We start from the raw sequence: 24,136 nt of genomic DNA on the forward strand, positions 1-24,136 counted from the left end.
TAGAGACCACGAAAACTCCTAATGAAAAAGCGGTAATGCGATGATATCGCTTTTTAAAGAGCCAGTCCCCTCCAAGACTGGCTCTTTTTTTACATAAAAAAGCTGCGAAACAATACTTTTTCAAACATTTGTTTCGCAGCTTTATTGATATTTTATGTTAAGCGATCTACTAAGATCATTTCATCATAATTAATCGCTTTTCTTACTTTAAGTGCTGTTTTTTCACTTACTTCCCCTTCATCTACCAATTCATTTAATATATGGCGTTGTTCACGTAATGCATTCAGCTTGATTTTCGACATTGATTCATGATTTTTAGTATTAAAGAAATTAGATGGTGTCAGATTATCGGTACGTAATAAATAACTGTCTGCAATTGTACTGATTTCTAACTGATTATCTGAATTTGCTTCTTTAGATAATCGTTTAACTACATTGTAGTGCACGATACGCATTATCTTTGAAATTTCTTTCAAGTTTTCTTTAATATCCAATGAAGATGATGCATTAGTTTGAATACGCACACGACGTCTTAAATAACTTGTTTTAACTCTAATCCAAATACGTCTTAATAATGAAGCTTGACGATAAACTTGTGTACGTTCTGCATAACGCATATAGTTATCAAAATCACTTTGAGAGATTCGTCCTTCTTTTGCTAAATCATCCAATGTTTTTGTTTCTGTATCAAAAGCAATACCTTGCAGACGTTCCAATTCTTTTGAATCTTCATCGTCATCATCTAATACTTTCAAGAAAGCAATACGGTCGTGATAATCTTTAATCACATTCCCATATTTAAAAGAAGTTTCTGGTGTTGCATTTTTTCTTAAGTAGTCGACTACTTGCTCTAATATATAAACGCGTGTCTGCTTGAATGACATACCTTCTAGTTTCGCCTTTTTCATTGCAGGTGTTACAAGCGGTAAAAATACTTGTGCAATAACCAAACTTAATATAACCATTCCTGAAGAAATGAATAGTAAATCATTTCGATAAATAAACGACTCATTTTCACCTAATACGAATGGTAATGTTAACGCGATAGCAAGAGAAATTGTACCGTGCACACCACATAATGTCATGATTAGAGCATACATGCTGCGTTTCGGTTTTTCAGAAGGTTTTTGAGGCCCTCCTTCATTCATTGCTCTTTCGAAAGGACTGACTGGAAGGTAAAAATAAGGATAAAGTACATAAACCCATACGAAGCGGAATACATATACAGCGAGTGCTATAACACCTGTTGTTGTAAGTAAGAACACAAGATTTTGCGGTTCTGTTTTAAGTATATTCACAACAACTTCCGGAACCATATAACCTAAAATAACAAATACAAAACCGTTTAATGCATAACTCAATACGTTCCATGTTTGTGTATAACTCAACTGTAATTGTGTACTGACATGTGTAATACGATCTCTTTCAAATCCATGTACAAGACCTGCTACAACAGCCGCAATAATTCCTGAAGCATGGAATACTTCCGCAATCAGATATGTGACAAATGGCGTCAGTAATTGAATGAAAATAAACATATTATTACTTTCTACGCCACGTCTAGAAAGTGTTACGCGCAATCGTACGAGTGCAATACCGATAATCATACCGACAATCAAACCACCAATAGCTGCGACTAAAAATTCACCAACAGCATGGGTGATAGAAAAAGTACCTGTAATCAATGCGGTTACAGCAATTTTGAAAGAAATGATACCCGCTGCATCATTTAATAAAGACTCCCCTTCCAAAATTGTCATGGCACCTTTCGGTAATATTTTACCTTTTGTAATGGCAGAAACTGCTACAGCATCTGTCGGACAAAGAATTGCTGCTAAAGCAAAACCTGCGGGCATAGGCAGATTAGGCCATACCCAGTGGATAAAGAATCCCACACCAACAACAGTTGTAAATACTAAACCTAATGCCATCAACATGACGGGTTTTATATACCGTCGCAAACTGACACGGGAAACTTGAACACCTTCTACAAATAGTAATGGTGCGATTAAGGCAACCATAAATACTTCTGTATCAAAGTCAAAACTGACTGGGATAGGTGTTAAGAACAACAAAGCCCCTAAAACAATTTGGATAAATGCTAAAGGTACTTTAGGGAGAAATAGTGAATGAATTAAGGAACTTACAATTATTGCTGCTAAAAATATCAGCAAACCTTCAACTATCTCCAAATCGTCACCTCTTTCTATGTTCAATCATATGAAGTGGATGATAAAAGCTGGTTCATTCAGTTTTTATCGTCTAGTTATAATAATACAATATTTAATTGCACAAAATCTATTTATATAACTTCAGCCACACTACATTTATACAAAGCAAATAATGAAAATTAATGCTCCCTTGTTATTTCTGAGGCTATATAAATAGAATCATGATAATACTGTTTTACCCGTTCTCTCCTTTCTTTATTACAGCACCAAAAAAATTTTATCTTTTTTTAAAAAAGATGTGCTTTTTTTGAACGAGAAACGATATATAGAGTGAGAAAGGAGGTCAGACAAATGAAAAAAATTAAAGATGTCGCTATCACTTTGATTCACGAAGAACTTGGTGAAAACAGCAAAGTTGTACAAAAACGTCGTAAATTCTCTCGTTTGAACCCAGAGATCACTTCAAAAGAATTATTAACTTTTAAAAATGTGATTGAAAAATTAACTGGAGAAACGTACATCAATGTTGAAGTCACTACAGTAGAAACTTTATAAAAGGAGGAAACATAATGTCTAAAACTTTAGAACTGATTTTTCTTAACGCAGCTAACAAACCTGTAAAATTACAAATTCCAGATTTAACGCAAGATGTCAGTGAGGAAAGCGCACGTAATGCTATGAATACTTTACTGGAAACGAATGTACTTAATCCTACAACTGGTAAACCCGTAGCAGTCAAAAGTGCACAAATCATTGAAAAAGAAACACATATTATCTTCTAAAACAAATTGCCGAGTATACTCATTATTTGAGTATGCTCGGCTTTTTATTCTACTTGTCTAGGTTTGACTATATCCCCGAAAAAAATACGTTTATCGCCCAGTTTTTTACAAATAGCGTAATCATCATACACATCAATAACCTGTGCTAGATTTTTGTAAGCAAGTTTAGGATTGAGTACTTCAATAAATTGTTGATCTTGAATTTGCGCATTCTGCCCAGCATCAATAAAGAAAGTTTCTTCATCAAGTACACGAATAATCGAAATATCATGCATATTAAATCCTCTCTTTCTTACTTTCATTAAGTTTTTTCACTCAACTCTTATTTTACCAAATTATATATAGATATATTGAAAAAATCTACATTTTTTACAATTATCAAATAAAAAGTGTCTTAAAAAACAAAAAATTAAAAAAACATTTATGTCATTGTTGATATATGTCATCTAATTATTGTTTACCTTTCATCAGTATGATAAAGTTATGTAACTGATTGAAAAATAATAAAGGAGGTATTCAATGGCACTATTATTACTTTTAGGATTAATAGCAGGCACAATGGTTCCGATTCAGACTTCAATCAACTCCCGTTTGATTGAATATACTCGTTCATCATTTTATGCTTCTACTATTTCTTTTGCTGTCGGTTCACTCTTCTTAGTACTTGTGAACTTGATTGTTAATCCAGGTGTATTTAATGTCAATTATTATCATTTTGATTTTAACTACACTTGGATTACAGGCGGTATTTTAGGCGTTATTTTCTTAACAGGAAACTTAATTTTATTCCCAAGACTAGGAGCATCACTAACTGTTATTATCACAATTGCCGGACAAATCGTAATGGGAGTCCTTATTGATACTTTTGGTTGGTTCGGCGCTAATACAGAACCCTTCACGTTCTTGAAGCTTTGCGGCGTTTTACTTCTCTTCTTTGGTATTTTTATTATGAATTATACTAAGCAAAAAGCAGCGACTGAAACACAAAGTAACCCCTTATCATTAGTATTATGGTTAGCCATCGGTTTCTCATTCGGATTTGCGCCTCCTATCCAAACAGCAATTAACAGTCAATTAGGACAAACTGTACAAAGTCCATTCCTTGCTTCTTTCATTTCATTCTTTGTTGGTACAATCACATTATTCATTATCACATTAATTATGAATCGCTCACTGAGAATGCGTGCACATTCACCTGAAAGCGGTAAAATTAAATGGTTCTACTTTATTGGTGGAATTTTAGGAGTTGTATTTGTGACAGCTAATATTATTTTAATGCCGCATCTAGGTGCTGCTTTAACAACAATTATCGCGATGCTTGGGCAAATGATGATGGGTGTCTTAATTGATCACTTTGCTTTACTTGGAGCACCGCGCAATCGCATTTCAGTGCGTAAATGCGTTGGTATCATATGTATCATTATTGGAATTGTTATCCTAAGATTATTCTAGGATCCAATTCCTATTTTTTTATCGAAAATAGAGGTAAATTTATATGTTGCACAAATCATAACATCACTGTATAATAATATTAAAATAAAATATTATGAGGTGATTTATCTTTGAAAAACTCTCTCCGGTTGATAGTGCTAATATCTATCCTCTTATTAACACTTATCACCGTCGGAATCTATGCCGTCTTCCGACATCAATATCTCCAGGCACAAAAGCATCCTAAGACATACACTGTCACATATAACCAACCTCTCACTTTTATCGGGGAACAACAAGCACAATATACACAAACGCTTATATACCACCCTGAAAATGGTAAAATTCATGACTGGTTTATTCAGTCAGGTAAAGTTGTAAAAAGGAATACCCCTGTTTTGGAATATTATAATTTTAAAGCAGAACAGAAATTGACAGCTCTGCGCAAGCAACTTATTGTCCTTGATCAAAAATCTGATCAATCGTCTCTTCGTACTTTTTTAGAAAAGCAGTTTTATCTCACCCAAACAAAACTCAGAATACAAGAAAACAGTATATTCGAAGGCACGTTGCATATTGTTGAGCCTTATCCCTCACTAAATAATGAAGTTTTCGCTAAAATTTACAGCCATAAGAGAATTATTCAATGTACCATTGATGAAAAAATACGTCATCAACTAAAAAACAATCAAGAAGTCGATATACAACCTCATTTTGGCAAATCATTTAAAGGAAAAATTATTAAAATTGATACCTTTCCTGCAATGTCTTCAACCAAATCAGACACTTCAGCTAAATACAAAGTTGCAATTTCTACTGATGCAACTTATCCACTAGGCACACATTTTAAAATTTCCATTCCCACCCGCCTGATTTCTTTACCAAAAGATGTTCTGTATGATAAAAATTCGGTTATAATAAAAAAAGATAAGAAAATGGTTAAAAGAATTATTAAATATCGGGTAAAATCGGGTATGGTTATTATTAGTGAGGGATTAATACCGGGCGAAAAGGTTATTGCCCAATCAAAAAACTTCACGTTTAACTAATGATTTTATATAATTATCCTATGTAATTACGTTTACAAGCAAAAATCAGAATCTAATTATTTAATTTCTCATAATTCAAATGATGTTCAATAAGTTAAGTGCTTAAAATGGTAACTTTTTAAAAGTACATCTTTACGAAAAAACTATACTTTTATAATGTTTTTTTGTTTACATTTCATTTTTATTTAGTTATAATTAAATAAATAATAGAGACTTGAATATTTTAATATGCCTTTCGAGCCTCATATTATGTATATTAGTGTTAATAAATGCTTGCTTGTGAGCGTTATTAATAAATATAGGGAACTGTTATAATAAGGGAGGATTACGCATGGCCGTTTCTAAAATTAAAAATTCATCTGACTTACTAGCTATGGTAACTTATGCAGATAAAATGAAAAGTATCATCAAGAAAGAATTCTCAATCAGCTTTGAAGAGTTTGCTGTTTTAACTTTCATCAGCCAATCTGATGATAGCGAATACTATCTTAAAGATATTATCAACCACTTAAACTACAAACAACCACAAGTTGTTAAAGCAGTAAAAAATCTTTCTCAAGAAGATTACTTCGATAAAAAACGTAACGAACAAGATGAAAGAACAGTTTTAATTTTAGTTAATAGTAAACAACGCGATAAAATTAATGAGTTGTTAAACAGAATTAACGAACGCATTGTAAAAGCTAACAAAGAAGTTAAAATCTAATTCTATTTTATGGGGACTTTCAACTATTGATTGAAAGTCTTTTTTATATACAAACGAGGTCGAAATCAACTAAAACCAGTTGAATTTCGACCTCGTTTTATTTATCCCTTGTGGATAGTCTAATAGAATAATAAATAATTACAGCTAAAATCAATACCCAAATAATTACTGTACCTATTTGTGCTGCATTAGGATTTACAATAACTGCATCAATCGTTTTTTGTGTTAATAATAAACCTATACCTGTAAACTCTAACCGTTTAAAATATAATCCAGCAATACTAATGATTATTCCTGCAAAAAATACAAATATATGAGCATACTTTGTAACAACAAATACACCTAAATCAATATTGAACGCATGTAATCCCACTAATATTGCAGCGATGATAATAATCATCCATCCTAATAATACTTCGATGCGATTACTATAGAGATAATTTTTCTTCACAATTCTGAAGTAAATCATCACAGTTGCGGGCAATACAAGCAGACAATAAATAATTGATAATCCTGTTGCTGCTTGAAATGGAACAAACTGCTTATCATACAAATACGAAATCAAAAGAAAGTTTACGATAAAAAACAAAATCGGATTGAGTTGAAGACCGAATAAGTTACGTTGTATTGTCAAAATTATTTCAGCTGGCGATTTACGACGATATTCAATATAATCCTCATCTTTTGCTTCTGATTTATGCAGATCTTCTCTTAAATTTTCTTTAATATCATCAATCATATTAGGAGATAGGCCTTTATAATTAAAATAATCACCTATATTTTCCAATAAAATTTTATCATTCGGTCGCATAAAGCATCTCCTTTTAGTTTGCTATCTCTATCAATTTATCATTTCACAGATATTTTTTCTACTTTAGAAATTAAAAAGAGTTGCTGATTTCTATTTAATCAGCAACTCTTACTATTATTTATTATTTTTCGATATCAATGCGATAAAGTTTTAAGTTTCTATCTTTTGGAGATTCTGTACCAAATTGATATGTTGTTTTTCCATCTTTAATGTAACCGAAATTGCCAGTTCTATCATCAAAATGATAGCGCCATTTCACAGTATTTCCTAATTGATTACGCACTTCTTTGAATGTAGGACCGTCAGGTTTATTGTATCCCATAGAAATACCTGTGATTACACCATTATCTTTTTTACCATTGGCTGTAACAATCATTAAACCTTTAGCCGTTTTGAATTCATAATAGTGTTCAGTCTTATCAGGTTTGTATGAATATCCAGTCGCTTTTTGTTTTTTTAGAACATCTTGGATATTTTGACCTAATTTTACACCCTCAAGTGATTGATCACCATGATGGATTTGTTGAACATTTTGAATGGTATTGCCAGATGCTGCATCTGCTTGGCTGACACCTAAACCAGTGATAACTGTTGCAGAAACGATAGCTGCTGATAATATTTTTTTCATAAGCACTAACTCCTTTGTAATCTATATTTCTGTATCTCGTGCTTTACTTAATTTTACTATACCCTGAAATAGTATTACAGTAATCAGTCTGAAGTTGTAACTTTTTGTAATATTTTTCAATTTTGTGTCATTTCATTAATCTTTCGATAATGATTAAAATTAATATTATTTATTTGAATTATGAAGTCTTTTTTGCTCATCTTCCATTACTTCCTTAACATTGAAGAAAGCTGTAATCACTTCTAAAAATCCTCTCATTTCTTCAGCCATTGGATATAAACCAGATTGTTTAAAAGTTTCTAATTGCGCGTCTGGAATTTCATGTAAAAATGTTTCGATATCTTCTGATGTAGAACGCTCGTCATATTTACCTGCTATGATTAATGTCGGCGCTTTAATTTCATTTAATTCTAAACCGATATAATCTCTCTTAAATGATTGTTCTACAGCATCTTTTTCATAATCTGTCATAAGCCCGGTTGTATCTGCAACATTTTTCGAGAATTTTTTTATTTTTTTCAATGAACCATAAGTATGTTTATCTAAAAATTTCTCTTGTTTTTCATCTTCCCAAGTTCTGATTTTATCAGCATATTTTTTAAATAAACGTTCAGCTGGCAATTCTTTTTGAACCTTTGTCGGATTAACTAATACAAGTGCATCAGTATATTCTGGGTGTTTAACTGCAAAATCTGCCGCAATAGAACTGCCTAATTCTTGTCCGATAAAAAAAGCATGGCGAATGTATAAAAAATCCATCAATTCTTTAATGTCTGAAGCATAAGTTTCAAAATTAATATGCAACGGTTTATCAGAAAATCCGTGCCCACGTAAATCAATTAATACAATTTGGTATGAACTTGATAATTTTTCAGCAATTTGATTAAAGATTGAATAATTTTCAAATGCCGAATGTATCATCACAATAGGTTGGCCGCTTCCCATCGTTTCGTAATTAAGCGCCGTATCATCTTTCGTCGTATATAGTTCCATTTGCCTCTTCACTCTCCTCAGGATTAGGTGCTACGTCTGGAAGTATCTCCAATAATTCTTCAAGTGTTGAAATCTCATAATCCACTTCATGTTCTTCAGGTGCTAACTCAACTTCTTCATCTTCATGGTTAAACCACACACTTACCATACCCATCGCTCTTGCAGGGGCTACATCATTCAACGCATCATCACCGACATACATCACTTCTTCAGCTTTGACCCCTAATTGCTCAATGATATCTTCAAAAATTCTAGGGTGCGGTTTTCTATAACCCACCATTTCAGATGTAGACAAAAAGTTGATATAAGACAAAATGCCTAAGCTGTCTAAACGATATTGTTTAATATGCGATTTGCCGTTTGCAATGACACCTATCAAGTAACCTCGCTGCACTAAACGCTCTAATGTATATTGTGTGTCATGATAAGGGAAAACATAACGATAAAAATGCATCTCAAAATCAGAGAATAAATCTTTCCAAGATAAACGGTCAATATGGAATCGCTTAATAATCGCTTTATACAATTCAGGTTTATCATGATCTTCATCATCATCTAATTCAATAAACTGCTTTTTAAAATCTTGTGCTTGAATATGTACAAAGTAGTCATGAAAACGCTCATACTGCTCTTCTATAAATTTATCTCTCGATTTTTTACGATCCAACAATGTACCTTCTAAGTCAAAGACAACTGCTTTAATTCCTTCTAAACTCATAGCTTCTTCTCTCCTATAAATTGCGTGCATGAGCATGCTTTAATCTTTTATTTTCTCTTTTTAAAAAAGATTAACCCTTCTAACGCGGCTGTGTCGCTATTAAATACCCCAAAACCGGAATACCTAATAATGCGAGAATAATACTTGCTGGTATTTCAGTCGGCACAAGAAGCTGTGCTCCTAAACTATCCGCTAATACCATAACTGTTCCCCCAATCATACCATTTAACAACAGTTGACCGCCAAGTTTAAAGCGATAAGTTCTGCGTATCAGTTGAGGTACAATCATGCCGATAAATCCTATAATGCCAGTGTAAGAAATAATCACTGCTGTCATGATAGAAGCAATTGCCAACACACTATACATCACTTGCGTTACATTTAAACTCAAAGATTGCGCTTTTAAAGCACCGACTTGCAATAATTTGATTTTAGGAAGCAGCAAAATCAATAAAACTAAACATATTGCTATAACAGGAGTCATTACAAAAACTTCGCGCATTTCTGCCGCTGAAAAGCCTCCAAACATATACATCACTATATTTTTAAGCCGACGTTCATCTAATAAAACCAACAAATAAAGAAATGCGTTAAACAATGCCCCAATCATAATGCCTGATAAAATCAAGGCACGCATCGGATAACCTTTTGACATGATTGATGTTAAAGTAAGTACAATCATAAGTGTTAAAACACTCGCTATCATAGATGCTAGCGGTATCCATAAACTCGTTAAACCTATAAAAACTGCAATCCCCGAACCTAAGACAGAACCGCTCGCAAGTCCAAGCGTTAAGCTGTCTGCAAGCGGATTATTTAATACTGTCTGAAACATTTGCCCAGCAATTGAAAGACCGATACCGGCTAATAATGCTTCTAACATTCTCGGTAAACGCACTTCTAATAAAATACTGTTATTTAAAGGATCTGACCAGCTGCCAAGATGCCATAAAAGACTGATTGCAATACTGCAAACAAGCGCAATCATCCAACTCAAAATGATTTTTTTATCTCTCATATCATTTATTCATCACGGTAAATCGCGTCACGCAACTCTTCCAGCCCTTGATCAATACGTGGACCTGGACGTGAAATTTTGTCGCCATCCACCGCTTCAACTCTTCCTTTCTTCACTGCCTCTAAATCTTCAAAGCCGCCGCGTTTTCGAATGACTTTCAAATATTCTGAGCGTGAAATACCTTCTGTCGTGATTAACACATTCGGATTCTTTTTAATAATACTTTCTTTACTTACTTTCTTCCAACCCGTAACGTCGTTAAAACTATTTTCTGCATTCAACTTCTCTAACATATAATTAAAGAATGTATCTTTTCCTGCCGTATAAATTTCAGGTTCATGCGAAACTTCTAAAAAGACAGTCGGTTTCTTCTCATGCTTTGGTACATCTTTCAATACCACATCGACACGATGTTTTGTATCATAAACCAATGTACTGGCTTGAGATTCACGACCAGTAACTTTGCCGACTTGTTTAAAAGTATCATAAATTTCATCTAACGTCTTTGCATCTTTAATATATACCACTTTAATACCTTTATTTTTTAAAGATTGCAGTACTTTTCCATCCATTCCTTTTTGCGATTCATGCGCGACAATCAAATCTGGCTTGGCTTTTAACAACTGCTCTTTGTTCAGCTTCATCGCGTCAAATTTCTGCTTATGTTTTACATCGTTAGGATAATCATCAACAGTTGAGACACCCACAATATCATCACCGAGACCAAGTTGATATAAAATTTCAGTATTGCTAGGCATCAACGAAATAATACGATGATACTTAGGTTTAGACTTTTGAGCATTCTCAGCTTTGTCCTGATTGTCCTTCTTATCTGTTTTTGTTGGCGCAGAACATCCTGCAGCGATTAAGATAATGACGATTAAGAAAACCCATAATTTTTGTTTCATTTGTTTCTCCTATTATTTTATTGTATTGTAAATCTCATTTTAGCATATTTGAGAAGCGTTGAAATAGGGAGTTTAACAAAAGAAGATATAAAAAAAGAAGCACTTTAAAAGTGCTTCTAGAGAATACAATTTACATATTATGCGGTGCAGATACACCTACTAAAGCTAATGCATTACGTAACGTAATTTGTACAGCTGCAATCATTGAAACATAAGCTTGTGTTTTCTTATCATCATCTGTTAAAACTTTGTCAGCATTATAGAATTTATGGAATGCTGATGCAAGTTCTTGAATATAATTTGTAACACGATGCGGTGCACGATGTTCTGCAGCACTTTCAATCATCGGTTCGAATTCAGCTACTTTTTTCAATAGATCAATAGCTTTATCGTTTGTAATCACACTGAAATCTGCATTTTCAGAAGGTGTGATACCACGTTCGCCAGCTTGTTTTAAAATTGAAGAAATACGCGCATGTGCATATTGTGCATAATACACAGGGTTTTCCGCTGAATTTTCTTTTGCTAATTCCATATCGAAATCAAAATGTGTATCCGGGCTGCGCATTGTTAAGAAGTAACGCGCTGCGTCAATACCGACTTCATCCATGATTTCACGAAGTGTAATCGCATTACCAGTACGTTTACTCATTTTCACTTCTTCACCATCTTGCATTAAACGTACCATCTGCATAATTTGAATTTCCAAACGATCTGCGTCAATACCATATGTTTCAACAGATGCTTTCAAACGGTTGATATAACCATGGTGGTCTGCACCAAATAAATTAATCAAGATATCTTGGCCACCGTCACGATGGAATTTGTCATAGTGATAAGCAACATCTGGCAAGAAATAAGTGTAAGAACCGTCTTTTTTAATAATGACACGGTCTTTGTCATCATTAAAGTCTGTTGTACGTAACCAAGTCGCACCGTCTGCTTCGTACGTATAACCATTTTCTTTCATCAATTCTAATACTTTTTTGATTTCACCTTTATCATACAGTGTTGTTTCACTGAACCAGCCATCAAAGTGAGTATTGAAATCAGCAAGGTCTTTTTTCAATTTTTCCATTTCATAATCAACGCCTAATTGTCTAAAGACTTTCAATCTTTCATCTTCAGGAAGATCTTTCAATTCAGGACGTTTTTCTGCTAAATCTTTACCAATATTAATAATATCTTTACCGTAGTAACCATCAGCAGGAAGTTCTGTTTCTCGGCCCATTGCTTGGTCATAACGCGCTTCGATAGAATGCGCTAAATTCGTAATTTGATTACCTGCATCATTAATGTAATATTCACGTGTCACATCATAGCCTGCTGCATCTAAAATATTACTTAAAGTATCACCGACAGCTGCGTTACGTGCATGTCCGATATGCAAGTCGCCAGTCGGGTTAGCTGAAACATATTCAACTAATACTTTTTGATGTTTCGGATTTTCATTACGTCCGAAAGCTTCATCTTTTTCTAAAGCTTCTGGAATTACTGCAGTTAAATATTGATTGTTAAGATAGAAATTAATAAAACCAGGACCTGCAATTTCAATTTTTTCAACATTTGCTTTAGATTTATCTAAATGGTCCACAATCGCTTGTGCGATTTCACGTGGATTGCGTTTTGCAATTTTAGTAAGTACCATCGCAATGTTTGTTGAGTAATCCCCATTTTTAGGGTCTTTTGGAATTTCCACTTTGACTTCAGGAACTTCTTCTGCAAGTCCAGCGGCTTTAACACTTGCTGTGATTTCTTCAATTAATGTTTGTTTGACTTGATCAATAATATTCACTTATGTCAGCTCCTTATAGGTAATTTGATAAAGGTAGGTGCCCATTTTTTCTTCATCTTGAAAAAGTTCATAACGAATTTTAAGTTTTGACATTTCTGGTTGTATAAAATGGTTAATGCTTAATGTGCGTACAGTTAACGGGATTTTACCTGCGGGGATTTCATATAAAGAGACTGTGTCTTTACCTTCAACAAAATGCAAGTTTTGTTTAATCTCCCCATTACGCATTAATTTAACTTCGCCATCTTGAATTTTCAATGTGACATGAATCGTAATATCTTCAATTTGTTCGTCAAAACGAATATATTCCACTTGACGCTTTTCTTGCCAAGTGCCATTTGTTTCATATTCAAACTCATCTGTTTCTCCATCGCGTTTGATTACTTGCAACGTTTGGATGTGGATATTCTGGTCCAATTGACGCACTCACCCTATTCTTTAATTTTGAATTAATACACATCATTATATCATATATATACAGGGCATACAGTGATGAAATTCACACCGTATGCCCTGATTTTAAAGTTATTTTTAAATTTTAGAAGTGCTTTTTGAATCCACTTCTTCACTATTTTTCATCCTCTTGATTCAAATAATCTAAAACTACCGTACCAACTGCTTCTGCAGCTGACATCATAGAAGTTTCACTAATATTGAATTTCGGATGATGATGCGGATAAACATCACCTTTTTCAGGTTCTGCACCTGCAAAAATAAAAGCACTCGGCAATTCTTTTGCATAATAGGCAAAGTCTTCTGATGGCGGCCAAGGTGCACATCGTTCTACCTTTTTAACTGCTTCACGCTCTGAATCTTTCATAGTATTTGCGACATATTCTGTGAAGTCAGGGTCATTGTATAACGCTGGATAATCATCTACAAATTCATAATCACACGTCACCCCGAATGTATGCTCAAGTCCATCTACAATGCGTTCTAGTTCCTCTGCTATTTTATGTTTAGTCTCATCATTCAGCCCACGGACATCTCCTTCAATTTCTACTTTATCTTTAATAACATTAAATTGCCCTTTAGCATCAAATGAGCCGATAGATACCACACCTGTTTCAAAAGGACTTAAACGACGAGAAACCACAGTTTGAACTGTTGTAACAAAATTAGCACCAGCTACAATAGCATCATTAGCAGCATGTGGCGATGAACCATGGCCGCCTTGGCCATGAATTGTCAATTTAAAATATGCTCGGCCGGTCTGCACATAGCCTTCACGATAATAAATTGTACCTCGTTCACCATTACTCATCACATGCACACCCAACACATGATCGACACCGTCTAATACACCGTCACGAATCATACCGAGTGCACCGCCTGGCGGCATTTCTTCAGCTGGTTGGTGAATCACAACAACCTTCCCTTTGAATTGATCTTTCATATCAATTAATGTATCTGCTAACGTCAGCATATAAGCTGTATGTGCATCATGACCGCACGCATGCATCACTCCTGGATTTTCAGATGCAAACGGCAACCCTGTATCCTCTTCAATAGGTAAAGCATCAAAGTCAGCACGAATCGCAATGGTTTTCCCTGGTTTTCCGCTATCGATTGTAACTTTTACGCCATTGTCACCTACATTAGTTTCTACTTCACAATCTTTCCCCTTATAAAAATCCGCAATATACTTCGGTGTTTCTACTTCTTTAAAAGATAGTTCAGGATGCGCATGTAAATAACGGCGCATTTCCACCATTTTATCTTCTTTTTGTTTAAGTCTGCGAATTAATTCTGAACTCATACTCCCCACTCCTTGTATATGTGAATATTCCAACTTACAAATGTTAAATAATTAGAATTATTCTGATAATTAATACTATCACTGTAACATATTCAGTTAAAATATGGTGTCATTTCACTTGATATATGAGAAGTATTTCACCTAATAAATGAGAAAAAGGGGGTGGGATATTAATGTTCTAGCTCCTTTTATTTGAGACTGGAATTATGTCCCAGTCCCTTTTCTTTATTGATAATGATACTTGCATGAAGCAACTAAAATTGATTCACTTGTTACTTTATAAACTAATCTGTGTTCTTGTGTGATACGTCTGCTATACCAACCCCTGAAATCACCTTTTAAACGTTCTGGCCTGCCAATTCCATCTAACATGCCATCACGATTAATACTTTTAGTCAATTGATTATTTTTCTTCCAAACTTTTTCATCTTAAGTTTGCCAATTCTTATAATCTTCAAATGCTTCAGGAGAAAATGAAATATTTAATTTACTCATCTATTTCTACCTGAACAGAATTGCCTTTTTCTAGTTGTTCAATTGAACGTTTAAGATGTGCAGCGTTAGCTGGGTTTTGTTGTAAGTAAAGAGTTTCCATTATTTATTGCATTATAATCAGTTTCAGACATTAAAACGGCGTTTTCTTCATTTGTTGTGATGGTAACAGCTTCACTATTTTCATTTACTTGTTTAATTAAACTTCTAAAGTTTTTTCTAGCATTTGAATATGTTTCAACAGTCATTATTATCATCTCCTCAAAATCTTTGTACCATAAGTTGTATAATTTAACTAAGATAATTCCTTAGCTTAGTTCTTTTTCTTTTTTCTTTTTTCTTTCTCTTTTTTTGTTGTTCAGCTAAGTCAGAGCATTCATTAAACTTACTTTCTATCTCTTCTATTTTTGCACCCTCTGATGTGCTTAAAAACTCTATTTCACGTCCCTGTTCTATGTAGTAAGTAACATCATTATCAGTAAAACTATAAGCTTTGTGGTAAACATTGCCAATTTTAATATGCGTGTTAAAAAGCAAATTGGTTTTGCTTTATCCGTATCGCTATTAAATCCTCATGCAATTATGGATACAGTAGGTGTTATTGGGACCAGTGCTTCTGTTTATTCAGGGACAGGAAAAGTATTGTTCAGTATTTCCACTATTATGGTTTATTTTATTAGCTATATTAGGGAAGATGTTAGGCTCTATAGATAAGACTGGCAAATATATAATGATTTTAAATAAAGTATCTAGTGTTATTGTTATTATAGTTAGTTTGATTATTGCGAAAAACATTTTACATTTAATCTTTTGATATGAGGAAGTATTTATATGTTTTGAAATGGTATTTAAAAGAGATGCACAATACTCAAAAATAAAAATGATTAATAAGAAGCATTGTGTTTTTACTCATAAATAAAGCATCCTCAAAGTTGAATTTTTTAGGTTCAACTTTGAGGATGCAGTACAATTTTGCTGAGAGATTTATCTTAATACTTTAATTTTCATGTAATGCAGATTTCAACTCATCGCTAGAATTATTCCACATGTCAATGTCATGATTTTTTAAGAATTCACGGATAATATCAATATTTTCATCACCGATATGATCAATAACTACTTTATGTTTCATCGATTTGTCCATCATATTCACGTGTTCCGGCATGCTCTTATAACCGCGGCGGATTTTCTTATTCACCATTAAATAACATGCAGTCAAACCTGCATAATAAGCACCTTGTTCGCCACGTTCAGTCGTTACCCAGCATAACCAATATTCTTTAGCTTCTGGACCTTCAACAGTTTCTTTATCAGTAATCCATTTCACACCTTTTTCAACATCAGCACGTGCATGCATCGCTCCAATATCGATAAATGCTTCTTTAGATTGTAAATCTATAAACACGGGTGCAACGTTATCTAAACTGATTGCCCCGATATTTGTCCCTTTATGGCCGTCAAGCGGGTCATTTTTAATAATGTTGAATTTAAAACCTTTATTCTCTGACAAAAGTCACACCTCCACTAGTTTTCAATGCTATTTTACTGTATCATTAACGTTATTTCTAACACAATATAATTAATTGAGTTCGTTTAAAATACTGATAATACGTTCACGTATCGCATCATCTTCAATATTATAAATCAGTTCTTTAGGGAAATATAATTTATAATCTTGTCGATTAATACCGGTAATACTCTGAATCACCATAGATTGACTGCTGATTTCACGTATCTTTCCATTACGCTGTAATAAATGAATCGGCTGTCGGTTAGAGCCTGGTCGGTCATAATCATAAGGCAAATCAGAAAATGACTCGCTGACAAAATAATAATTCGGATTAATTCCTGCTTCTTCAAACAGTTCTCTGAGTTCATTCATTGTAATAATAGAACCATCAAACGGCAGAAATTTAAATAAGTCCCTGTTAATAAAACGACGCGCTAAATCACTTAAAATCGGATCGCGCTCTTTTATCCACTCTTTTAAGTAATAAAGAACGACTGCTTCATCCAAATCTACATATTGCTCAATCGTCATTGTGCCTTCAAAGAATGGAATAAAATCTGTTGGGAAACGTTCAAACTCATACCCGTCTTGGTATAATTCCTTAGCACGTTTTAATGTATTATTTAATAATACTTCCCCACCACGGCTGACAGGGTGGAAATAAATCTGCCAATACATTTGATAACGGCTCATTATAAAATTCTCTACTGCGTGCATACCGCTTTCTTTAATCAAAACCTCATCTTTTGTCGGACGCATTAAACGTAAAATACGCTCCATATCAAACTTGCCGTAAGATACACCTGTAAAATAAGCATCACGTTGCAAGTAATCCATTCTATCTGCATCAATTTGTGATGAAATCATGGAAATGACGAGTTTGTTTTGATGCGTTTTATTAATAACATCTGCTACTTCTTGCGGGAAAGTCGGTGATACACGGCTCAACACTTCATTGACTTCAGTGTCGCCCGTGATAATGGCTTGTGTAAAAGCTTCATGATCTGTATCAAATATTTTTTCAAAGCTGTGAGAAAATGGACCATGACCTAAGTCATGCAGCAATGCTGCACACAATGCTAACGGTCGATCCGCATCATCCCAAGCTTCACGTCCTCTGAATGATTCATCTATAATTCGGCGGACAATTTCATACACACCAAGAGAATGACCGAAACGACTATGTTCTGCAGTGTGGAATGATAAATAAAGTGTTCCGAGCTGTTTTATTCGACGCAAACGTTGAAATTCTTTTGTTTTAATCAAGTCCCAAATCACTTGATCTTTCACATGGATATAACGATGAATCGGATCTTTGAATACTTTCTCTTCAAATAATTTTTTTGTGCCGTAATTTGTCTCTGTCATCCGATTCCCTCCTTGTATATTATATTACTGCAGCCGATATTTCTGCAGACAAGTAGATTAAAACGCTTTTTTCATTAAAGCTAAGTCCATCACTTCTCCATACATTTCATGATGGTAAGCACGTACTAACTCAAACCCTTGTTGACGATAATATTCTACGCCTTCTGTGTTTTGATTATCTACTTCAAGATACAAAACATCATATTGGCCTTTAAAATGTTCTAATCCTGCATTCAGCAAATCTGTTCCATAGCCTTTACGTTGAGAGGCCGGACGCACATAATGTGCAGATAAGAATAATTCGCTGCCATTAATAAAGTTTGCGAATCCGACGATTTCTCCATCTTCTTCTGCAACAAGAAAGAGTTGGTCATTCAATCTTTTTGTTAAATGCTGTTCGTTATATGAAGCTGCTAATAACTCATTGACTGTTTTCGCAGCATAGATATTTAAATACGTATTATACCAAGCTTTAGTTGCGACATCTCTAATGCCCACGACATCTGCTGGTGTTGCTTCTCTTACTTTTCGCATGGCAATTTCTCCCCTTACATATTTCAAAATAATGATTTAATTATATCATAGGTGACAGTGTATTCGTTTAAAAATAGCACTTCAAAGCGCTCTAGTTGATGTTTCTTATCATTATCCTTTTCCCTGAAATTAAATTTGGTAAAGATAGTATTTCTGATAGGTGAAAATCTTTTAACAAAAAAACTGCTGAAAGATCAGCAGCTTTTACATCTATTTTATTTCTTGCAATTTCTCTACCTTTTGTTTTAATTCGACATTCCATTTCTCTGCGATATTCACTGCGTATGTATCTTTCAGAATGTCCCCTGGTGCATTGGCATTACCGATTAAGTAATCTTTTAAAGCCGCACCTAAAAATTCCAGGCTGTATTCCATTTGATGCATGCAAGGTCTTGCTTTGATTTTCGGACAATCCCCACCTACCAAAATCAAACGGAATTCAATTTGTGCCATTTTGTCTTTAAAATCTTTATAATCTTTATCTCTTAATGTTTCAGACCAATGATCAATAAAAGCTTTCATTGAAGCGGAAATACTATACCAATATACAGGTGATACAAATAACACCGTATCGCTTTTTAGCACTTGGTCTATAATTTTTTTATAATCATCTGTATAATCTGTAATCATTTCTCCGTTATGTCGCACATCTCTGACTGGGTCAAAGTGATATTTTGTAAGATCAATCCAGTTATAATCTAAATCTTTCAAAACTATTTTCGCTAATTCTGCTGAGTTTCCTTCTGGTCTGCTACCTCCGAATAAAACTGTAATCATATGAATATGACGCTTCCTTTCTCAATTTAAACGCGATTTAATTCACTTTTTTCATATCCTATTAAAATAAAAGTGGTAACGTTTACAATTACTTTATTATTATAGGCTACTTCATCTTAATATACCATTTTGATGAATCTTACATTAATTTTTTGTAAAAATATTGAATAGTTTTGTTTGAGAGCGGGTATTTAACCTCTATAAGCAATATCAAGTACAATACTTAATTTAGGTGTTGGTACTAAAAAATTTAAAAAGGTGATTATAATATGGATGATATGAGCTTTGGTAACATTTATATTGACTCCCAGCCTGTGACATTAGATTGGGACACTTTAGTAACCGATGAATCCGAAATGGAAGTCGACGGTATCCCATCTTCTTTAATTGATATGTGGGTAAGAAAGAAACAATTAATTCCATCTTACACAAAGGACAATTTACGTCACTTCTATACTAAAGATGTGCTGAATGCTTGTCGATCATATGTGAAAGTTTATTAAGGTTTACAGTTAACTCACATGTGAAGTTGTCGATATAGAAAGGACCATGCGATATTTTAGTTCATAAATTAAAGGGACAGAATCCGAATTACATTGTATTGAAAAGATACTCTCAGTAATTATAGGTTCTGTCTTTTTATTGTTATTAAAGTATTTTAGCAAGTAGTTAAGATTTACTCCTCATATTATATATAATTTTAAAAAAATCCCTATGTTCTCTGTAGCTTGTTTAACGATGAGAACGCTAGGGATTTTCTATTATGCTTTCGTTTGTTTGCGTTTTGCTAATTTCTCTTTTAGTTTACGATCTTGCTCTTCTTTGCGGCGCTTACGTTCTTCATTACGTTTGCGCAATCGTTCTTCTTCTTCTGGGTCACGCGGTTTTTGAAGTTGTTTTTCAACTTTTTCCATCAATTCGTCTTCCGTCAATGCTGCAAGAGGACGGTTGTTCACGAAAGCGAATGTCTTTCTGCGACCTGGACCGCAGTATGATTGGCAGCCAATCTCAATTTCAGCTTCTGGGTCTAGTTTTTTCAACTTTCTTTCTAGAGATTTGCAATTTACTGCTTGGCAATCATCACAAATCAGGAATTTGTTTTGCACTGCTGTGTCCACCTCTCTTTATCTTTAAAGTTATCTATTATTTTCGTTATTCATTCAATTTCAACTTTATCTATTTTACCCTTTTTCCGTAAAATTTCAAGAGCGAATTCCGCACATTTCATCTACACGATTGTCACTCAGCTTTTCCACGAAAAAAACTGTCTTTTCCGCGTGTGCACCTTTTCGCGGTTAGACAGCTCTTTTTTGTATTATTGACCTTGGTAAACATGGAAAGGCAATGGTTTGATTTCTGATGCTCTCCAACTCTTGTAAATTGAAGTGCGTTCTTTGTGGTCTCCTGTAATTGCGATACCGCAATCTCCACCGCCTGCGCCTGAAGTTTTTGCAGCTGCGCCGTATGTTTCAGCGATATCACATAATAATTTTAATTGCGGTGTTTCAATGTCGACGTTTGCTTCTTTATCCATTTGTTGAATAATCGAGCGGTTACGACGAATCATTGCTTGTACACCTTTTAAATTATTTGTTTTGAATGCATAAATCAAACGTTCTACACATGATTGTGATTGTTCTAGAAAGCGACCATAAAAGTCAGGATCTGATTTTAACCGCTTCACTTCGCTGACTAAGTAAGGTGATGAAGCTGGGGAGCCTGTCCAACCGATTAAAACTTCCATATTTTCAGGAGCTTGAAGCGGTTCAGTATAAAGCCCTGGCCAGTTTTTCTTCACAACTTCCGCTACTGATGAAGTTTCAATTTGCTGCATCACCCAGTCATGATCGAATGTACTGTATGCGAGCCATCCAGTAAAGACACTTACTGCAATATCTCCGCATGAACTTAAACTTTGTAATTTCATATTAGCAATGACTGCTAATTTATAAATGTTCAAATTCGCTAAATCCAGTTCATAAAATTCGTTCAACACTTTAACGACAGACACAAGGACAGCAGCACTTGAACCTAGACCATACTTATGACCTGATGCATCATCTAAGTTGCTATCAATAACTAAATCAAAATGTTTTAGCTCTTTGCCGCAACTTTTGGCATATTGTTCAAAGACTTCAACGGCTGTAATAACATATTTAAGTTGATTGGCCGCGTTTGTGTCAGAAACAACAATTTGATCTTCTTCCCTTTGGAAAGTTATAGGTTCATGATGAAGTGTTTTTGAATGAATTGTACCTTCAGCTACTGAAGCTTCTTCTATAGTAGCAGTGACAAAGCGATCCACAGCAATTAAAACTGATTTGTACCCTGGCTCTGTCACAGCATACTCTCCTGCGATGTATAATTTACCTGGCGCTTTGACTTGAATCATAATGCATCTTCCTCGTTAAGAATTTCAACACCTGTACCGATGTTGCTGGCAATAATTTGTTCTGGATCAAAATATGAAGTAAGCTTGTCAATCACAGCTTGCTGATCTTTCTTTTGAACTAAGACTTTTACATTAGGGCCTGCATCCATTGTAAAATATGCAGGGATACCAGATTCACGGCAATCATGAACAAGAGACATTGCCTCGTAACTATCTGAAACTAAGTATGTAAATGGCGGTTCAGCACCTAAATTAGTAGCGTGCATACGTAATCCATTTGCTTCAAAGACTTCGCCTAGTCGTTTGAAATCTTTATCTTTAATTGCTGCTTTTGCTTCTTTTATATCAGCTTCAACATGATCTAACCAATACTGGTAAAAACGAGATGTGTTGCGGGTTAATGACATACCTGCACGGCTTTTCACTTTCTTAGATTGATTATTAATTACTACAAAAATCATTGAAAGCTCATCTTCCCAATGATCCGCATCAATCGGGTGACTGTATGAAGAAGCATCATCGTGTCCTTTTTCCCATTCAGCAAAGCCGCCGAAGATGCTTCTGCATGCAGAGCCCGAACCGCGTCTTGCAAGTCTCGATAAATCTTTATCAGAAAGTCCCAAATCTAATGCTTCATTACAAGCAGTTGCAAGTGCTGCAAATGCACTTGCAGAAGAAGCTAACCCTGCAGCTGTAGGGACAAAGTTGGTACTATCAATGCGCGCTTTTGTATGTGTACCTGCCTGTTCTCTCACTATATCTAAATACGCAGATATTTTTTGAGTTTCCTTTTCATTTGCTTGTTCTCCATTCAAGAAGAAAGTATCTTCTTCAAATGTGGAATCAAAGATTACACGTGTTTCTGTATAAAATTTATCTAAAGTTAAAGAAATACTATTATTCATTGGAATAATCAGTGCCTCATCTGCTTTTCCCCAGTATTTAATCAGCGCAATATTGGTATGCGCTCTCGCTTTGCCAGTTTTCGCCACTTTGAATTACCCTCCTAAACTCTCTATCCAAGTATGATGCGCGCCTGCTTTAGTCACTGCATTCACTACTTTTTCAGCTGTCGCATAATCTTTCACAAGCGTTATGACGCTTCCGCCTCGACCACTTCCTGTCAATTTCCCTGCAACTGCTCCAGCTTGTTTTGCTGCATTCAGCAATTTATCTATTTTAGGGTGACTAACAGTTAAAGTTGCTAAGTATGATTGACATTCATTAAATATTTCAGCAAGTGCATCGAAATTACGCGTATTAATTGCTTGATTTGCAGAATAAACTAATTGACCAATACGTTCTATAAACTGTTTATTCTCTTGATTGTTTTCTACTAATTCATGCACATCACGGACAGCCTCTTTGGTATTCCCTTTTATACCAGTATCTAAAACTACCATGTATCCAGGAATACGTAATGATTCTAAAGAAGTAAAAACTCCTTTTTGAAACCATGTTGGCTGGTTAGAAACTATAGTTTGTGCATCTATACCGCTAGGTTTCCCATGCGCAATCATTTCAGCCCAATTTACATGCTCAATTAACTCTTCATCACTTAAGGGTTTGTCTAAAAAATCAAACGCTGCTCTTGTAAAGGCTACGGCTACTGCTGCACTTGATCCTAATCCTCTAGAAGGTGGCAATTTAGCTTCAATTCTAATCATAATCGGTGATTCAATATGACTTTCTGCTTCAAATCTGCTGATTAATGCATGAAGGTGTTCAGGAGCATATGCAACTTCTCCCTCATACACATCACTTATCATGGTTGAAACAGCTAATTCAGGCATTTCTTCAATTTCTACTTTCACTTTTCCGGAAGAAAAAGGAATTGCAATTGCAGGTTCTCCAAATGTTACTGCGTGTTCACCGACTAATATAATTTTACCGTTTGATTCTCCGTAGCCTGTTCGTGTCATATTTTCATCACCTTCAACACTTTCCCGAATTTCTTGAAGTATATCTGCATATCAATTGCATGCAAAAGCAACCAGCCATTCTCTTTATGGATTAATGAATGACTAGACAAATCTTAACAGAATGCATTTTTCTTATATACTTATTGTCTTTATATACTCTGTTTATTTTAAACATTTTGCTTATATATTACTATAAATTTTTAGAAATTGTTTAAATACCGTCTTATTATAGCCTATCTTTCATTAAATTTTATCCTACTTAAGGTTGAAAAATTAAGACCAGATAATAAACTTCTCTCTTATTTTACCTAAAATTATAAATGATTTAAATCATTTGGACATAAATTTGTCATAAAAATGCTATGCTGCCTA

General features: G+C 34.4%; 26 protein-coding genes and 3 pseudogenes. 7 read left to right on the top strand and 22 right to left on the bottom strand.

Going from position 1 to position 24,136, the window contains the following annotated elements; genetic code table 11:
* Positions 1-152: 152 nt before the first annotated feature.
* Positions 153-2,192, bottom strand: a complete 2,040-nt coding sequence (locus tag A4G25_RS06320; RefSeq protein ID WP_047131353.1) for a cation:proton antiporter — start codon at positions 2,190-2,192, stop codon at positions 153-155.
* Between the two features lie 330 nt (positions 2,193-2,522).
* Between A4G25_RS06320 and A4G25_RS06325 the strand changes: the two genes are divergently transcribed.
* A complete protein-coding gene (locus A4G25_RS06325) occupies positions 2,523-2,726 on the top strand; it encodes a DUF1659 domain-containing protein (RefSeq protein WP_012664299.1) in 204 nt (67 codons plus the stop codon).
* A 14-nt stretch (positions 2,727-2,740) separates the two neighbouring features.
* Complete coding sequence (locus tag A4G25_RS06330; RefSeq protein ID WP_047131354.1) at positions 2,741-2,953, top strand: DUF2922 domain-containing protein; 213 nt, start codon at positions 2,741-2,743, stop codon at positions 2,951-2,953.
* A gap of 44 nt (positions 2,954-2,997) precedes the next feature.
* On the opposite strand, the gene A4G25_RS06335 is transcribed toward A4G25_RS06330, so the two are convergent.
* Entirely contained in the window at positions 2,998-3,228 is a 231-nt protein-coding gene (locus tag A4G25_RS06335) for a hypothetical protein (RefSeq protein ID WP_047131355.1), read from the bottom strand.
* A 244-nt stretch (positions 3,229-3,472) separates the two neighbouring features.
* On the opposite strand from A4G25_RS06335, the gene A4G25_RS06340 reads away from it, so the two are divergent.
* The 3 genes from A4G25_RS06340 to sarA all read left to right on the top strand — a co-directional run bounded on the left by A4G25_RS06340 (position 3,473) and on the right by sarA (position 6,139).
* Positions 3,473-4,405, top strand: a complete 933-nt coding sequence (locus A4G25_RS06340; RefSeq protein WP_047131356.1) for a DMT family transporter — start codon at positions 3,473-3,475, stop codon at positions 4,403-4,405.
* 110 nt (positions 4,406-4,515) lie between these two features.
* On the top strand, positions 4,516-5,433 hold the full coding sequence (locus tag A4G25_RS06345; protein ID WP_047131357.1) for an efflux RND transporter periplasmic adaptor subunit: 918 nt from the start codon (positions 4,516-4,518) through the stop codon (positions 5,431-5,433).
* Positions 5,434-5,764: 331 nt separating this feature from the next.
* On the top strand, positions 5,765-6,139 hold the full coding sequence (gene sarA / locus A4G25_RS06350; protein ID WP_047131358.1) for a global transcriptional regulator SarA: 375 nt from the start codon (positions 5,765-5,767) through the stop codon (positions 6,137-6,139).
* 97 nt (positions 6,140-6,236) lie between these two features.
* Here the strand turns inward: sarA and A4G25_RS06355 are convergent, their stop codons facing one another.
* From A4G25_RS06355 to A4G25_RS13050, 12 genes and pseudogenes are all read right to left on the bottom strand, one after another.
* The gene (locus A4G25_RS06355) at positions 6,237-6,950 is read right to left on the bottom strand and encodes a hypothetical protein (protein WP_047131359.1); all 714 of its coding nucleotides are present in this window, start codon (positions 6,948-6,950) and stop codon (positions 6,237-6,239) included.
* Between the two features lie 121 nt (positions 6,951-7,071).
* Complete coding sequence (locus A4G25_RS06360; RefSeq protein WP_047131360.1) at positions 7,072-7,578, bottom strand: SA0570 family protein; 507 nt, start codon at positions 7,576-7,578, stop codon at positions 7,072-7,074.
* A 165-nt stretch (positions 7,579-7,743) separates the two neighbouring features.
* A complete protein-coding gene (locus A4G25_RS06365) occupies positions 7,744-8,571 on the bottom strand; it encodes an alpha/beta fold hydrolase (protein ID WP_047131361.1) in 828 nt (275 codons plus the stop codon).
* Positions 8,546-9,289, bottom strand: a complete 744-nt coding sequence (locus A4G25_RS06370) for an HAD family hydrolase (protein ID WP_047131362.1) — start codon at positions 9,287-9,289, stop codon at positions 8,546-8,548. Before A4G25_RS06370 ends, A4G25_RS06365 begins: the two co-directional genes overlap by 26 nt.
* 79 nt (positions 9,290-9,368) lie before the next feature.
* Positions 9,369-10,307, bottom strand: coding sequence for a FecCD family ABC transporter permease (locus A4G25_RS06375; protein ID WP_047131363.1), 939 nt, complete (start codon positions 10,305-10,307; stop codon positions 9,369-9,371).
* 5 nt (positions 10,308-10,312) lie between these two features.
* Positions 10,313-11,215 (bottom strand): ABC transporter substrate-binding protein, encoded by a 903-nt coding sequence (locus A4G25_RS06380; protein ID WP_047131364.1) that lies wholly within the window; start codon positions 11,213-11,215, stop codon positions 10,313-10,315.
* Positions 11,216-11,345: 130 nt separating this feature from the next.
* Positions 11,346-13,010 (bottom strand): arginine--tRNA ligase, encoded by a 1,665-nt coding sequence (argS, locus tag A4G25_RS06385; protein WP_047131365.1) that lies wholly within the window; start codon positions 13,008-13,010, stop codon positions 11,346-11,348.
* On the bottom strand, positions 13,011-13,427 hold the full coding sequence (locus A4G25_RS06390) for a YwiB family protein (protein WP_047131366.1): 417 nt from the start codon (positions 13,425-13,427) through the stop codon (positions 13,011-13,013).
* Positions 13,428-13,578: 151 nt separating this feature from the next.
* The gene (locus A4G25_RS06395) at positions 13,579-14,769 is read right to left on the bottom strand and encodes a M20 family metallopeptidase (protein WP_047131367.1); all 1,191 of its coding nucleotides are present in this window, start codon (positions 14,767-14,769) and stop codon (positions 13,579-13,581) included.
* Positions 14,770-14,994: 225 nt separating this feature from the next.
* Positions 14,995-15,264, bottom strand: a pseudogene (locus A4G25_RS06400) (Txe/YoeB family addiction module toxin).
* Positions 15,257-15,509 (bottom strand): annotated as a pseudogene (locus tag A4G25_RS06405) (type II toxin-antitoxin system Phd/YefM family antitoxin). The pseudogenes A4G25_RS06400 and A4G25_RS06405 overlap by 8 nt, the downstream one beginning before the upstream one ends.
* Positions 15,510-15,552: 43 nt before the next feature.
* A complete protein-coding gene (locus A4G25_RS13050) occupies positions 15,553-15,798 on the bottom strand; it encodes a hypothetical protein (protein ID WP_047131368.1) in 246 nt (81 codons plus the stop codon).
* Between A4G25_RS13050 and A4G25_RS13205 the strand changes: the two are divergent.
* A pseudogene (locus A4G25_RS13205) lies at positions 15,781-16,075 on the top strand (LysE family transporter); the annotation flags it as partial. The gene A4G25_RS13050 and the pseudogene A4G25_RS13205 overlap by 18 nt on opposite strands.
* A 183-nt stretch (positions 16,076-16,258) precedes the next feature.
* Here the strand turns inward: A4G25_RS13205 and A4G25_RS06420 are convergent.
* The 4 genes from A4G25_RS06420 to A4G25_RS06435 all read right to left on the bottom strand — a co-directional run bounded on the left by A4G25_RS06420 (position 16,259) and on the right by A4G25_RS06435 (position 19,450).
* Complete coding sequence (locus tag A4G25_RS06420) at positions 16,259-16,771, bottom strand: YwhD family protein (protein WP_047131369.1); 513 nt, start codon at positions 16,769-16,771, stop codon at positions 16,259-16,261.
* A gap of 69 nt (positions 16,772-16,840) precedes the next feature.
* The gene (locus A4G25_RS06425) at positions 16,841-18,139 is read right to left on the bottom strand and encodes an HD domain-containing protein (RefSeq protein WP_047131370.1); all 1,299 of its coding nucleotides are present in this window, start codon (positions 18,137-18,139) and stop codon (positions 16,841-16,843) included.
* A 57-nt stretch (positions 18,140-18,196) separates the two neighbouring features.
* Positions 18,197-18,673 (bottom strand): GNAT family N-acetyltransferase, encoded by a 477-nt coding sequence (locus A4G25_RS06430; protein ID WP_047131371.1) that lies wholly within the window; start codon positions 18,671-18,673, stop codon positions 18,197-18,199.
* A 210-nt stretch (positions 18,674-18,883) separates the two neighbouring features.
* Positions 18,884-19,450, bottom strand: coding sequence for a flavodoxin family protein (locus tag A4G25_RS06435; protein ID WP_047131372.1), 567 nt, complete (start codon positions 19,448-19,450; stop codon positions 18,884-18,886).
* A 269-nt stretch (positions 19,451-19,719) separates the two neighbouring features.
* Between A4G25_RS06435 and A4G25_RS06440 the strand changes: the two genes are divergently transcribed.
* Positions 19,720-19,953, top strand: a complete 234-nt coding sequence (locus tag A4G25_RS06440; RefSeq protein ID WP_047131373.1) for a hypothetical protein — start codon at positions 19,720-19,722, stop codon at positions 19,951-19,953.
* A 258-nt stretch (positions 19,954-20,211) separates the two neighbouring features.
* Here A4G25_RS06440 and A4G25_RS06445 read toward each other — a convergent pair whose 3' ends face one another.
* The 4 genes from A4G25_RS06445 to mvk all read right to left on the bottom strand — a co-directional run bounded on the left by A4G25_RS06445 (position 20,212) and on the right by mvk (position 23,764).
* Entirely contained in the window at positions 20,212-20,556 is a 345-nt protein-coding gene (locus A4G25_RS06445; RefSeq protein WP_012664275.1) for a YuzB family protein, read from the bottom strand.
* A gap of 209 nt (positions 20,557-20,765) precedes the next feature.
* Positions 20,766-21,842 (bottom strand): phosphomevalonate kinase, encoded by a 1,077-nt coding sequence (locus A4G25_RS06450; protein WP_047131374.1) that lies wholly within the window; start codon positions 21,840-21,842, stop codon positions 20,766-20,768.
* Positions 21,839-22,834, bottom strand: coding sequence for a diphosphomevalonate decarboxylase (gene mvaD / locus A4G25_RS06455; RefSeq protein WP_047131375.1), 996 nt, complete (start codon positions 22,832-22,834; stop codon positions 21,839-21,841). Before mvaD ends, A4G25_RS06450 begins: the two co-directional genes overlap by 4 nt.
* A gap of 6 nt (positions 22,835-22,840) precedes the next feature.
* The gene (gene mvk, locus A4G25_RS06460) at positions 22,841-23,764 is read right to left on the bottom strand and encodes a mevalonate kinase (RefSeq protein WP_047131376.1); all 924 of its coding nucleotides are present in this window, start codon (positions 23,762-23,764) and stop codon (positions 22,841-22,843) included.
* Positions 23,765-24,136 lie beyond the last annotated feature (372 nt).

It is taken from the genome of Staphylococcus condimenti (assembly GCF_001618885.1).
In the GTDB taxonomy this organism is placed as follows: domain Bacteria; phylum Bacillota; class Bacilli; order Staphylococcales; family Staphylococcaceae; genus Staphylococcus; species Staphylococcus condimenti.